Annotated in this window: 10 protein-coding genes; 3 read left to right on the forward strand and 7 right to left on the reverse strand. The window is 44.5% G+C overall.

All coding sequences use genetic code 11. The features are described from left to right. Window position 1 precedes the first annotated feature (1 nt). The 6 genes from AB4167_RS03235 to AB4167_RS03260 form a co-directional block, all read right to left on the reverse strand. Window positions 2-2,857 (reverse strand): formate dehydrogenase subunit alpha, encoded by a 2,856-nt coding sequence (locus AB4167_RS03235; RefSeq protein ID WP_372136121.1) that lies wholly within the window; start codon window positions 2,855-2,857, stop codon window positions 2-4. Window positions 2,858-2,867: 10 nt separating this feature from the next. After that, window positions 2,868-3,068 (reverse strand): twin-arginine translocation signal domain-containing protein, encoded by a 201-nt coding sequence (locus AB4167_RS03240; RefSeq protein WP_008217926.1) that lies wholly within the window; start codon window positions 3,066-3,068, stop codon window positions 2,868-2,870. A gap of 78 nt (window positions 3,069-3,146) precedes the next feature. Further along, on the reverse strand, window positions 3,147-3,785 hold the full coding sequence (locus tag AB4167_RS03245) for a molecular chaperone (RefSeq protein ID WP_017059621.1): 639 nt from the start codon (window positions 3,783-3,785) through the stop codon (window positions 3,147-3,149). A 9-nt stretch (window positions 3,786-3,794) separates the two neighbouring features. After that, window positions 3,795-5,462 carry a 4Fe-4S dicluster domain-containing protein gene (locus tag AB4167_RS03250; protein ID WP_372136122.1) on the reverse strand — a complete coding sequence of 556 codons (1,668 nt, stop codon included), beginning with the start codon at window positions 5,460-5,462 and terminating at the stop codon, window positions 3,795-3,797. A gap of 299 nt (window positions 5,463-5,761) precedes the next feature. Next, window positions 5,762-6,445 carry a DUF3306 domain-containing protein gene (locus tag AB4167_RS03255; RefSeq protein WP_372136123.1) on the reverse strand — a complete coding sequence of 228 codons (684 nt, stop codon included), beginning with the start codon at window positions 6,443-6,445 and terminating at the stop codon, window positions 5,762-5,764. Beyond that, a complete protein-coding gene (locus AB4167_RS03260) occupies window positions 6,435-6,899 on the reverse strand; it encodes a DUF3305 domain-containing protein (protein WP_017068190.1) in 465 nt (154 codons plus the stop codon). Before AB4167_RS03260 ends, AB4167_RS03255 begins: the two co-directional genes overlap by 11 nt. Window positions 6,900-7,354: 455 nt before the next feature. Between AB4167_RS03260 and AB4167_RS03265 the strand changes: the two genes are divergently transcribed. Beyond that, complete coding sequence (locus AB4167_RS03265) at window positions 7,355-8,176, forward strand: formate dehydrogenase accessory sulfurtransferase FdhD (RefSeq protein ID WP_017068189.1); 822 nt, start codon at window positions 7,355-7,357, stop codon at window positions 8,174-8,176. A 222-nt stretch (window positions 8,177-8,398) separates the two neighbouring features. Here AB4167_RS03265 and AB4167_RS03270 read toward each other — a convergent pair whose 3' ends face one another. Beyond that, on the reverse strand, window positions 8,399-9,982 hold the full coding sequence (locus AB4167_RS03270; protein WP_372136124.1) for an ABC-F family ATPase: 1,584 nt from the start codon (window positions 9,980-9,982) through the stop codon (window positions 8,399-8,401). A gap of 462 nt (window positions 9,983-10,444) precedes the next feature. On the opposite strand from AB4167_RS03270, the gene AB4167_RS03275 reads away from it, so the two are divergent. Further along, entirely contained in the window at window positions 10,445-12,790 is a 2,346-nt protein-coding gene (locus tag AB4167_RS03275; RefSeq protein ID WP_372136125.1) for an ATP-binding protein, read from the forward strand. Window position 12,791: 1 nt separating this feature from the next. Next, the gene (locus tag AB4167_RS03280; protein WP_017059614.1) at window positions 12,792-13,679 is read left to right on the forward strand and encodes a mechanosensitive ion channel family protein; all 888 of its coding nucleotides are present in this window, start codon (window positions 12,792-12,794) and stop codon (window positions 13,677-13,679) included. Window positions 13,680-14,055: the final 376 nt, after the last annotated feature.

Genomic DNA, 14,055 nt, shown 5'->3' on the forward strand with positions numbered 1-14,055 from the left:
CTTACGCTTTACGAATATTACAAAGGGTTACTTTCGTTTCCTGCATCAAGGTGACAGGGTCGTAACCGTATGTGGTTGCTGTGTTAGCAGCTTCACCAATAACGTAAGGATCAGTGCCTTCTGGGTATTTAGAACGCAAATCTTCGCCTTGGAACTTACCACCGAAGTGGAATGGGATGAATGCCAGACCCGGTTTCACACGACGTGTAACCATCGCTTTCACCTTAATACGGCCCTTCTCTGCACCCTCAACCCAAACATCGTCACCGTCTTTAAAGCCGATGTCGTTTGCATCTTTCGGGTTCACTTCAACAAACATCTCTTGCTGTAGTTCTGCTAGCCAAGGGTTAGAACGGGTTTCTTCACCACCACCTTCGTACTCAACCAAACGACCAGAGGTCAGGATAATCGGGTATTCGCCAGATTTGTCTTGCTCTTGAATCGACTTGTAAAGCGTAGGAACACGGAAGATAGCTTCTTTGTCGTCCCACGTTGGGTAATCAGCAACTAGGTCGCGACGTGGCGTGTAAAGTGGCTCACGGTGCAGTGGTACACGGTCTGGGAATGTCCAAACAATCGCACGTGCTTTCGCATTACCAAATGGGATACAGCCGTGTTTAATTGCCACACGTTGGATACCACCTGAAACGTCAGTCTTCCAGTTTTTGCCTTCAGCAGCCGCTTTCTCTTCTGCAGTTAGATCATCCCACCAACCCAGTTGTTTCAGTAGTTTGTCACTGAACTCTGGGTAGCCGTCTTTGATCTCACAGCCTTTTGAGTAGCTGTCTTCAGCCAGTAGGCTTTGACCTTCAAACTCGACACCGAAACGAGTACGGAAGTTACCACCACCTTCAGCGACAGGTTTAGACGTATCGTAAAGGATGTGCGTACCTGGGTGTTTCATCTCTGGGTTGCCCCAACATGGCCAAGGAAGACCGTAAGTCTCGCCATTCGCTGGGCCGCCTTCTGCAGCAAGCGTGGTCTTGTGGAACGTGTGCCAGTTTTGCTGGTGCTCTTTCAAGCGCTCTGGGCTTTGACCTGTGTAACCGATCGTCCACATACCTTTGTTGAATTCACGTGTGATGTCTTCAATCAATGGTTGGTTGTTCTCAACACGGATGTTTTTGAACAGCTGATCAGAGAAACCAAGCTTCTTAGAAAGAAGGTACATGATTTCGTGGTCAGGCTTAGATTCGAACAGAGGATCAACCACCTTGTCACGCCACTGTAGCGAACGGTTTGATGCCGTTACACTGCCGTAGGTTTCAAACTGAGTAGTAGCTGGAAGCAAGTAAACGCCATCAGTACGATCGTTCATTACTGCCGCGACTGTTGGGTATGGGTCAACGATAACCATCATATCCAGCTTCTGCATCGCCTTCTTCATCTCTGGACCACGAGTCTGAGAGTTCACTGCGTGACCCCAGTAGAACATGGCACGGATGTTTTCGCGCTGACGAATCTTGTCTTTGTCTTCAAGTACGCCATCAACCCAACGAGATACAGGAATACCTGCACTGTTCATTGGTTTTTGACCGCCGTAAGCGTTGTCGTCGAAACGGCCTTTGATCCAGTCAAAGTCTACGTCCCAAACTTTAGACCAGTGACGCCATGAACCTTCAGACAAGCCGTAGTAGCCTGGAAGTGTGTCAGACAGTACGCCAAGGTCAGTTGCGCCTTGTACGTTATCGTGACCACGGAAGATGTTTGCACCGCCGCCTGATTTACCGATGTTACCCAGCGCAAGCTCAAGTACACAGTAAGCACGAGTGTTGTTGTTACCTGTCGTGTGCTGAGTACCACCCATACACCAAACGATACAACCCGGACGGTTTTCAGAAAGCAGTTTTGCTGTGTGGTAAACGTCTTGTTCGCTTACGCCAGTAACGCGCTCAACTTCAGCTGGACTCCACTTCGCGACTTCTTCACGGATCTCGTCCATGCCGAATACACGTTGGCGGATGAACTCTTGGTCTTCCCATTTGTTAGCAAAGACATGCCATAACACACCCCAGATAAACGCAACGTCTGAACCTGGGCGAAGAGAAACGTAGTGATCAGATTTCGCAGCAGTACGCGTACGACGAGGATCCGCAACAACGATCTTACAGTTGTTCTTCTCTTTCGCGATCAAGATATGTTGCATCGCTACTGGGTGAGCTTCTGCAGGGTTTGAACCAATGAACAGCATCGATTTACAGTTGTGCATGTCATTGAACGAGTTTGTCATTGCGCCGTAACCCCAAGTGTTTGCAACACCGGCTACTGTGGTTGAGTGACAAATACGCGCTTGGTGGTCAACGTTGTTAGTACCCCAAAGAGATGCCATCTTACGGAATGCGTAAGCTTGCTCGTTACTGTGTTTCGCACTACCTAGGAAGTAAACCGAATCAGGGCCAGACTCTTTGCGAAGTTCTAGCGCTTTGTTACCGATCTCTTCAATCGCTTGTTCCCAAGAAAGCTTCTTCCACTTGCCGCCTTCCAATTTCATTGGGTACTTAAGACGACGTTCACCGTGGCCGTGTTCACGCAGAGCTGCACCTTTCGCACAGTGTCCACCAGCGTTGAATGGGTGATCGAATGCAGGCTCTTGACCTGTCCATACGCCATTTTGAACTTCAGCGTAGATACCACAACCCACAGAACAGTGAGAACAGATAGTACGTTTCACTTCTGTTTTCGCTTCTGGATCGACTGATTTAGCCTGTGCTTTCTTCATCATACCTGGTGCAAATAGACTTGCGCCTACCACTGCGCCACCAGCAGCTAATGAAGTGTTTTTCATGAAGGCACGTCGAGACACACCTAGCTGATTGGTTTCTTTGCTCACACTATCGGAGCGTTTGACAAGTTTCATCCGTTATCTCCTAAAGTGTGTCGTAGTAATCGCGAATGTGTTGCGTCTCACGATACCCTGTCTTCTTCACGTCTTCTTTCGAAATTTCAACAGTTTCTGAAGCGGTTGCCACTTTAGTTGTACCAGCGACAACGGCACCAGCAACGGCTGCAGTCGTCAAGCCTTTGAGTAGATCCCTACGGCTTGTATTTATATCTTTATTATCTTTCATCATTGCTTCCTTACCTTACGGTAGATCTTTTTTTGGAGGCTTAATGCCCCTCTATCGATATAATCGCGTACTGCTCGATTACTCGTAATCAGTGACGTTTTTCACATCAATCTTTAATTTGTGCTTACTGCTTTTTGTATTCACGCTAAAACGCACTTGTTCTAACGTTAAGAATGCTTCACACAGTTGAGCGGCCGATTTGTAGAAGTTCGCGCTTTCTGCCCCTTCAAGCTGACGCGTGAAAGAGTTAAACCAAGGGCCTAGGTGCTTATTGAATACCGCCTGTTGCAGTGCTTCTTCTTCAGCCGTTAGCATCGCCATCACTTCACACAGTGCTGCGATATGATCTTCCGGCTCTTTCACTTGATCGTCACGCTCAATGCCTAAAAGCTCTAAGTCATGACGAATCTCTGCCAATGGTTTTTCCATCATGGCGCCAGTGCGATGCCAAGAACCAAATGGAACGACTTCTCCACGCCCAATACCGATGAACAAATCTTGATATTCGTCTTCAAGAGCTTCACGGTTTGATTCTGTTGCCGCTTGTTGAATGGCAATCCAAGCCTTTTGCATTGCGCTTTCAGACGCTTCAATATCGAGTGTTTTTAGAAAGTCGATCACCTCTTCAGAAGGTGCGCTGCGAAACAGTGCGGATAGAACCAAATAGATCTCAGTTCTTAGTGTCTGTTCTTGTGCCTGATCCAAATTCGTTTCCAAGGCTAACTCCTAGTATTTCAATTGTTTCAATGGGTCTTGAGCCATTGAATCGAACATATCCACCACACGGCAGTCTTCACACATAGCAATACGATTAATCGCTGCTTCATCTGAAAAGTGAGAGTGACCGCGTAACTTGTTCTGTAACATGTCAATCATAGACTGAGGTGCGAATGGTTTATGGCAACGTACACATTCCGCAGCTTTCTCTTCATGAATCACAACTGCTTTTTGACGTTCTTCTTTTACCCAGTTCATACGAGGCGTAAGAGTCAGAACATTTTCAGGACATGCCTTTTCACACAAGCCACATTGAATACAGTCTTGTTCTACAAATTTAAGTGATGGAGAAGCCCCGTCGGTATGAAGTGCACGTGTCGGACACACAGCCACACAACTCATACACAAAGTACAATCTTTGCTTTCACACGAAACGTTGCCGTAAGGTGCGTTTGACGGAAGCTCAACAATATTTTCAACAGGAATACGAGCTGAAGACATCGCATCAAGTGCTGTAAATAGACGTTGGCGCTTGTTGCCTTGAAGATCGCCAAGTGCAAGGTCGAATGAATCCACACAAAGTGTTGGAGGACATTCACGTAGAGATTCTAAGTACAGAATATCGATGGTTTCTTTTGGAATACCGATTTGATCTAGTAGTTCTTGAGCAATCCCTACTTCGTTATTTAGAACACGAATGATCGTTTCTGGCATAAAGCGAGATGCGGCAAACAGAACCTGAGTTGCGCCATTAACTAAAGCTGCAAACCAAGTATCGATACCAATAGATGGCAGTTCTTCTACGACAATTGGAATCACGTTATCTGGTAGCGCTTTAAGAGCCATCACGTTGTAAGTCTCATGACGTGAGCTACAGATAAGTACGATTGGATCCAGACCACCCGCTTGTTCGTAATTAGCTAGCGTACGTTCAATGAATTTTTGAGTATCGTCAGGGTTAGGTAATGCGTAAGAGATAGCTTCTGTCGGACAGCTCGTTGCACACGTACCCACGCCTTGACATAGGTAAGGGTTAATCTCGATCTTATGACCCGTCTTATCTGAGCCTTCACTTGAAAGTGCACCAGCAGGACAAGCATCAACACAACGCTCACAACCTTTAACACCACGAGAACTGTGTGCACATAGGTCTGTGTCCAAACGGAAGAACTTAGGCTTATCAAACGTGCCCATTAACGTAGGAATTTCTTCTAACGCTTCAGCCAGTTTTGGATAACCACGACCTACTGGGTAATAACCAGGAACAGGCACTTCTTCAGTCATGCAGCTATTCAGACATAAGTCCAAAACCACATCAAAACAGTCATGATTGATTGCTACTTTTGCAAGGTTATTGGTTCGGCCTTTGTTTTCGATTAGAACTTCGAACGTACCAAGGAACCCTGAAACCTGAACAGCATTTGCGTAGTAAAGCTCTGACTCAGTATTCGTTGCCTTCACACCATCTGTCGAAAGCAGTGTTAGGCTTGTTAACTGAGGTAATTGCGCCGCAGCACTTTCAATGATCGCAGTTGGACCAATAACAAGTGTATTACCGCCGCTTTCGTAGCTAACAGTAGGTGGAATCAGATTTGTTAACTCAACTGTATTTTCAAATGCATACAGTCTTGCTTTAGCGTTATTTGAATTTGCTTGTTCTAATAATTGTTTAAGCATTGCTCAGTTCCATCTTTGGACATGGATAATCTGTTCAACCTTTATTGTAGTAAGCGAGAGAGAACTTGCTGAGTAATCCGTTAACAACTAACCCTTTAGCCAGTGTGTCGTTCGTCAGACCGTGAACTCGTCTATCTACAAAAAAGTTGATAATGAACGTTATTTTGCAAATGCCATGCCAATTTAATATGCCTTATATTTCAGTGATTTAATCCTATATAACGTTTATTGTGCGTATAAAAAAACCGCTTGGGACATTTTGTCGCAAGCGGTTCATTGAGTGTTTAGTCAAAATGTACCTATTCTTTGTGTGGTATATTTTGTCCCACCTCTTTCAGGTCTGCTTCGTCTGACATTGTAGCGTTATTATTCGATACTGTGTTTTTATACAGTTCTTTTTCTTGTTCGGTTATTTCGGCACTTTCTGACGTTTCAAGTTTATTATCAGATACCCCAAGATCGATTTCAGAATTTTCTAAAACTTCACCTTCGTCTTTATTATCAATGATTTGCTCTTCTTCTGGCGCAGTTTCTTCTTCCGTTTTGTCTTTAACCCAATCACGCAAGGTTTCCGCAACCCCTTCAGAAAGAGACTTCAAATTACTGTAATCGTCGTCGTAATCATCTAAACCATCACGAACGTTGAATTCTTCTGAGAGGAATAATTTACGCAATGCCGCTTTTTTTACGCTTTCTGAAGCTTCTGACACCAATAATTGAGCAACAGACAAGTCTTCAGTCGTTTCTGATGCTATCTCCTGAGAGTCAATAGTTTGAGAATCGACAGCGTGTTCTGGAGACTCTTTTTCCAAAGTTCCACGTTCTAATGACTCCGATGTTTCTGCGTCTATAGATGAAGCAGCAGACGAAGTCTTTGCGGAAGTAAGCTCAGTTTCCTCAAGCGTTTGTTGCGCTTCTAAAGGTTGGTCGGTTGATTCATCAAGCTTTCGTTGAGACCAACGGCTAAAAAAGTTAGTTGCCATTTGATCGACCCGCGCCTTTACGTTTCTTACGTCTTGCTTCTAATAACTCACCATGACGACCGATGAACGCTTCCATCCAAGCTTGTACAGGTAACGGAATGTCGTATGAAAGGACTTGGTTGTCACCGTCCATGTATTGCCCTGCAACGGTTTGTGATGCTGTAAGTAACTGAATGACGGGCTTAACGCCTGAATCGACATTATCCATCACTAAGAAAAGCTTAGGTTGCTGAGAGCTTAGATTGAAGCGGTAGTCGGTACGTTCGTCTTTGTGCAACTGAAGCAAACATACGTCTGGGGTTTCATGTTCAGGTGATAATTCAAAACCGATGAGTTCCCATTGAGTTGTTACCCAAATGCCAGTTTTGATCTCTTTCTCTATTCTTTGGACACCGATTGGCCAAGCTGCTTCTGTTTTTTCATATTGTTCTTTGAATTCTTTTATCTCAGACATACTTCACCCAATTGATTTTCTTTGGTCTGAATGCACTTAGGACATTTTGTACTGTGTGCATTCATATACACCCCATAAAGCAATAAACACGCCAATACGGATTAACTGCGAGAGCGTATCTATAGCGTTCGTTATCAAGTTGTCACTATAACGTTAGTCGATACTGGTTATTTCAGACAACTCCACCCGGTGAACTCTCATATTTTGCGCTATTTTAATCTAATGCTTCATGTTTCCATCAATCCCCGTTATTTTGGAATAAGATTTGCTTTAGCTAATTCGCTAATGTTCTTCACAGAGCTATGTATTCACAGATCTATGGCATGTTCGAGAACGATAATCGAAATCTAGGCCATAGCGAATCAACAAACTAGCGCATTAATGAATGAGAGCCTTATTGCTCTTGTTGACTTCTTATCTCATAAAATCGCTATCTCATTAAGTAGGAAATGACTGTGGTAAAACCAAACATAATAAAAACCAGTGAAAACCCACTTCAGACCATCGAAGTTGAAGTGTTTGATGAATATGGCGAAAAGCTAACGAAACAAATTGCGTGCGAGCGCCCTCTTACCGTTATGTTGAACTGGAAAGAGATCGTAACTCTAATGACATTGGGTTCACGCCCGGAAGCATTAGTCTTGGGTTATTTGAAAAACCAAAGCTTCCTTTCTGATCCAGAAGCCGTTGAATCAATCATCATCGACTGGGAAACCAGCTCAGCAGCGGTTATCACCAAAGAAGATACGAGCCAACTTGAGCAAGCGCTTAAGAAGAAGACAGTTACCTCTGGCTGTGGCCAAGGTACCATGTATGGCAACGTGATGAAGCAATTGGAAGATTACCAAGTGCCTCAAACCAAGATTAAGCAATCTGAAATCTATACGGCTCTAGAAGCGCTGACTCATTATAACGACACCTACAAGAAAGCGGGTGCGGTTCATGGCTGTGCTGTTTGCAAAGACGACAAGGTTCTATCGTTTGTTGAAGATGTTGGCCGACACAATGCCGTTGATACATTGGCTGGTGAGATGTGGCTTAACAAAGAGACAGGTGAAGATAAGATCTTCTACACCACAGGCCGTTTAACGTCTGAGATGGTGATTAAGGTTGCGCAGATGGGAATCCCTGTTCTACTGTCACGCTCTGGCGTTACACAAATGGGCTTAGATTTAGCGCAGAAGTTCGGCATCACTACGATTGCTCGCGCTAAAGGTTTACGCTTCCAAGTGTTCACGGGTGCAGACAAGATTGACTTTGATGTGAAAGGTGAATAATCAGCAGTCGGAAAAAAGCGTAGGTTTGATTGGTGATTCACTAACCGCTTCTAATTGTAAAGTTCTGATGTAAATAGTTAGTGACCCATCAAGGATAAATACATAGAAACTTAGCTAGATACAAAAACGCCGTCATGCTTTTTAGTATGACGGCGTTTTTAATTTTCAATTTATAGCTTAATTTCCAACGCATAGAGTTGAAAACTAAGGCTAACTTAAAGCTTAGCCGCGTGCTTTCAAGAACTCAGCGTAAGTACCGCGGAAATCGTTGATCTTGCCATCTTTGATTTCAAGGATACGAGTTGCAAGCGAGTCTACGAATACACGGTCGTGAGATACGAAGAACAATGTGCCTTTGTAGTTCTCAAGAGCCAAGTTAAGCGCTTCGATAGATTCCATATCCATGTGGTTTGTTGGCTCATCCATTAGCAGGATGTTTGGTTTATGCATCATGATCTTACCAAGAAGCATACGACCTTGCTCACCACCAGAGATAACCTTTACAGATTTCTTAATGTCGTCTTGACCAAATAGCATACGACCTAGGAAGCCACGAACAACTTGCTCGTCTTCGCCTTCTTGGCGCCATTGGCTCATCCAATCAAACAAGTTCATGTCTGTCTCGAAATCGTGTGCGTGATCTTGAGCGTAGTAACCGATGTTTGAGTTTTCAGACCACTTATATTCACCAGTACGCGCTTCTAGGGCACCCGCTAGAGTGTTAAGTAGTGTTGTTTTACCCACACCGTTCTCGCCGATGATAGCAACACGCTCACCTACTTCGAAAATCGCATCGAACTTGTTGTATAGGTCTTCTTCAAAACCTTGAGATAGGTTTTCAACCACAAGCGCGTTACGGAATAGCTCTTTAGACTGTTCGAAACGGATGAATGGGTTTTGACGGCTAGACGCTTTTACTTCATCTAGTTGAATCTTGTCGATCTGTTTAGCACGAGATGTCGCTTGCTTAGCTTTAGATGCGTTAGCAGAGAAACGAGATACGAACGTTTGAAGTTCAGCAATTTGTGCTTTCTTCTTAGCGTTGTCAGACAGTAGACGCTCACGAGCTTGAGTCGCAGCCGTCATGTACTCATCGTAGTTACCTGGGAATAGACGAAGTTCGCCGTAATCAAGGTCAGCCATGTGTGTACAAACAGAGTTTAGGAAGTGACGGTCGTGCGAAATGATGATCATTGTGCAGTTACGTTGGTTTAGCGTATCTTCCAACCACTTGATGGTGTCCATGTCCAGGTTGTTCGTTGGTTCGTCAAGAAGCATGATATGCGGGTCTGCAAACAGTACTTGAGACAATAGAACACGAAGTTTCCAACCCGGTGCTACTTCGCTCATCAGACCGAAGTGCATTGATTCTTCAATACCTACCGCTAGAAGAAGCTCACCAGCTTTAGCTTCTGCCATGTAACCGTCCATTTCAGCGAACTGAACTTCAAGGTCAGCCACTTTCATGCCGTCTTCTTCGCTCATTTCTGGCAAAGAGTAAATGCGGTCACGCTCTTGCTTAATAGCCCAAAGCTCTTTGTGACCCATGATAACCGTGTCGATTACCGTGAATTCTTCGTAAGCAAACTGGTCTTGGTTTAGCTTAGCAACGCGCTCGTTTGGATCGTAGCTTACGTTACCAGCACTTGGCTCAAGTTCACCAGATAGGATCTTCATGAACGTCGATTTACCACAGCCATTCGCGCCGATTAAACCGTAGCGGTTGCCTTCGCCGAACTTAACTGAAATATTTTCGAAAAGTGGCTTAGCGCCGAATTGTTGGGTGATATTTGCTGTGGAGATCAATGCCATTACCTTTTTAATGTGAAAAACGCCGCAACGTTACTTGTTCAGGGCTTTAACTGCAAGTATTGATTGCAATTACTGGCCATTAAGTGAGTGATAACCTAGCCAAATCATAGTTTGAACTGACTCACATTTTTGGTTTTCTATTTATCGCCGTAAAACCGTCGATTTTAAGGAAAAACAAAATATCGAACAGCGCACCATAATGGGCGGTATATAACGTCCCAAATCATGCCAACCATTGAATATATCGTATGCTGATTGGTCACAGTAAAAGCCAACCCGATCAACGCAACAGAAGACATAATAAAGATGCTCAAATACTAGCCTAATCCCTGACAATTTCATGACAGAATCGCTCGAAACAGGAATAAAGTACTCGCCCCCGACACGGGGTTGGATTTCACAAAGTCAGATTATCTAACTATAGTAATCCTAACCTCATAATTCTAAGAGACTTTTATGCGTTCACTATCGCGCTTCTTAATCCTCACTTTGGCCATTCTCTCTTGGCCTAGTCATGCCAACTTGGAATATGACTTACAATCTCAGCCGCAGGTATCCGATTCTGCTGTTGATCTCGATGATCGAATTGATTCGTTACCCGACCCCCTCTTTATGGAACCGTCGGACAGACGCCAAGTCAATATATTGCTCGCTGAAGTGCTACAAGTTCAAAAGCAGGAAATCAAAACCTTCGAGCAACAGATAAAAGCCTACAGAGCGAACAACGACGCCGATCAATGGTTTGCCGTTCAAACCAGTTACGTCACTTTGAATAGCTTGAATGTGAGCAAGCAACACCTGTTAGAGCAGACGAATTCCGCTAATAAAGAGCGCCTAACGGGTTTTGGCCCCTACGGCGTAACTCAATTTAAGCAAGAGTGGGAATTAACCAAGCTCAACATTGAGTATCTTGTTTACTTCCAAATTCGTAGCTTTAAAGCGCTCGTTAAAGACATCTTTATTTCGCCAGTGCCTGTGATTGGTGCATCGTTAAAAGTGTTGTTTATCTATTTTGGTTTAGCGTGGTGGCTTGCCAATAGCACTCGTTTGATTGAGTTGTTCAGAATTAATTTTCTTGAAGCGAAAACGAACCCTCCATTTTTAGTACGTGTGATCTGGTACATCAGCCGCGCTGATCGTGCGATTGCTTGGTTAATTGCGATTACGCTTTCTCTAAGAGTGCTCTCCAGCATCCCTAGCCTGCAACACCTGATTTTCCTTGAGATCTTCACTTGGTGGATTCTAGGTGGTTCGATTGCTATCAGCTTTATTTTGGAATTTGCGTATCGTTTGGGCCGCACATCTAATCAAGAAGTGATTGCGCTGCGCCTATCGACCATTCGCCGTTATGTTTGGAGCTTCATTGTTGCGGGTGTGACTTTGCAAATATCGAGTATCACGCTAGGCAAAGGCACTATCTATAGCTGGATCTACAGCGCCCTATTTTTCTGGTTTGTACTGGTTACCATTTCAGTGCTTAGATTATGGCGTGCGAAAGTCTTCGATACGCTGCAACACATCTCTGATCGTCCGGTATGGGTGAACTGGGCAGTAAACCGCAAGGATACCTTCTTACTTAATATATTGGCGACGGCCATTGGCATCGTATGGTTGAGTGTTTACAACTTCCAACACCGCATCATGGCCTTACTGTCTAATTACACACTGTTTAGCCAAGCTTTGGCGTACCTGTTTAGAATTGAAGTGGCTAAGCAGTCTGACCTTGACAAGAATCAGCAAAACTTGGTTCGAATCAAAGGCGATCAAACCTATGAATACATTCTTCCGGGTAATATCGACAGCACGCTGATTGATTACGCCGGTGATGAGGTTAAGCAACTGTCTCGCTACTTGATGTCAGACAGCCCTGCTATCTGTATTGTTTCAGGTGAGCGTGGTGTGGGCGCAACAACGCTGCTTTATACCCTGCTGCACAAAGTCTCTAACGCTGAACCTGTCTACGTAAGTTGCCCTTACGCTGGTTATCAAGAGCTGTTAGCGCATCTAGCGGTGAGCATCGGCTTGGAAGAGAAAGCGACTGAGATTCAGATCTTGGCTCACCTTCGTAAAAGCAAGACCACGTACTTGATTGCGATCGATAATGCACAACGTCTAGTTAAGCCAATGGTTGGCGGCTTGTCTGATCTGATACGTTTAACCAATCTACTGCGTCGTTCTAAAAAGAACCACCGTGTCGTGATATCGATCGCCAAATCAAGCTGGCGGTTTGTCGATCGAGCGCGTGGCGAACGTTTGCTGTTTGACTTGGTGTGTTTCCTTCCGCGTTGGACAGAGAAACAAGTCGGTGAGCTTCTAAATAGCCGTATTAATACGGATCTTGAGAAGCCGTTATCGTTTGATGGTTTGGTGGTGCCTAAACAGTGGGACCAAGATGACATGAGCGAGGAAGATCGCGCACGCCAAGGCTTCTACCGAATCTTGTGGCATTACTCTGATGGTAACCCTACCGTTGCGTTGCGCTTCTTCCGACTCTCATTGAATCGAAACAAAGATACCGATCAAGCCGTGGTGCGCTTGTTCCATGTTCCAGAAGCACAAGAACTAGAAAACATGCCAAAACCTATGCTGGCTGTGCTTCGTTCTATCGTGCAGTTGGAAATCGCGTCTCCGGAAGTCTTGTCTGATTGTACGCAGCTAAGCACGGCTGAGATAACCGGCATTCTGCGTTACTTTGAAAGCCGTGGTTATATTGGTTGGCATGAAGAAAAGGCTCGAATTTCCGAGCACTGGTTCCGCCACATTACTAACGTTCTCGACCGTCAACATCTACTGGTGAAGTAAAATGAAGAAGTTATTTATCCTACTATTTGTTGGCTTGGCAAGTGCTGTCAGTTTCCCGATCTTTGCGACGGAAGAGTTAGCCAATGTAGAAAACATCTCAAAGATAGCGAGTCTAGTGCGATGGAGCGGCGTGTTCTTCTCCATGATCGTTATTGCGGCGATGTGGTTACTGCTTAAGTTTATCAACTCGATGGTGACCAGTTTTGGTAGCCAATTCGTGCAATACCGAATGCTGCTACAGAAACTGCAGTCGTTTACTCAGTTCTTTATCTATGTGAGCACAGGTCTTATCGTGTTCATGATGAGCTTTAGAATCAACGACCAAATACTGGCTTTGATTGGTGGTACCCTCGCCGTGTCAGTCGGCTTTGCGCTTAAAGATTTGGCAGCTTCATTCATCGCGGGCATCACGGTAATGATTGATAGGCCCTTTCAAGTTGGTGACCGCGTCACGTTCGAAGGCAACTACGGTGATATCATTACCATTGGTTTGCGTTCAGTGCGAATGAGAACCCTGAACGATGACATCATTACCATTCCGAACAACAAGTTCTTAAATGAAGTGACCACCAGTGGTAACTACGGTGCGTTGGACATGCAGGTGGTGATTCCGTTTTACGTTGGTATGGATGAAGACATCACCCTAGCCCGCGATCTGATTCAAGAAGCGGCGTCTTCAAGTCGTTATATCCACTTGCCGAAACCTGTAACGGTTTTGGTTAAACAGACGATTACCGATAACTACCTAGCAATACAGCTAACTTGTAAGGCTTACGTTGTGGATACTGCGTATGAGAAGCTGTTTGAAACCGACATTACTTTGCGTGTGATGAAAGAGTTTAAGAAGCACAACATCAACCCACCGAAAATTTCAGTAGCGGCGCATTAGGCTTGATGCTTTAGACGTTTGTTGCTTATAGCAAATGACTAGCCATAAATAAAAACACCTCCGAACTTATCGCAAGTGCGGAGGTGTTTTTTATGAGCTTTTTATCTTTAAGCTAAGAGTCCTATTGATGCTAAACCTTAAAGTATTTCAATTGCTCAGTAAGGTGTTCTGTAGTGTTCGCCATTTTCTGACTGTCTTCTGCGAGCGATTGTGAGGCTTGGAGTACCTCATTTGCAGCGAGTTGAGATTTGGTTTGCGATAGATTAGTAGTGCAGAATTTTCGTGCTTGGGCTAAAACGTTCGTGTAATAGCCCAAGCGCGTTAGAAATATTATCAGATGATAATATCAGTGAATGATACCAATTAAAGTAAAAAT

The sequence above is a fragment of the Vibrio sp. 10N.286.49.E11 genome, from assembly GCF_041469505.1.
Taxonomy (GTDB): Bacteria; Pseudomonadota; Gammaproteobacteria; order Enterobacterales; family Vibrionaceae; genus Vibrio; species Vibrio crassostreae_C.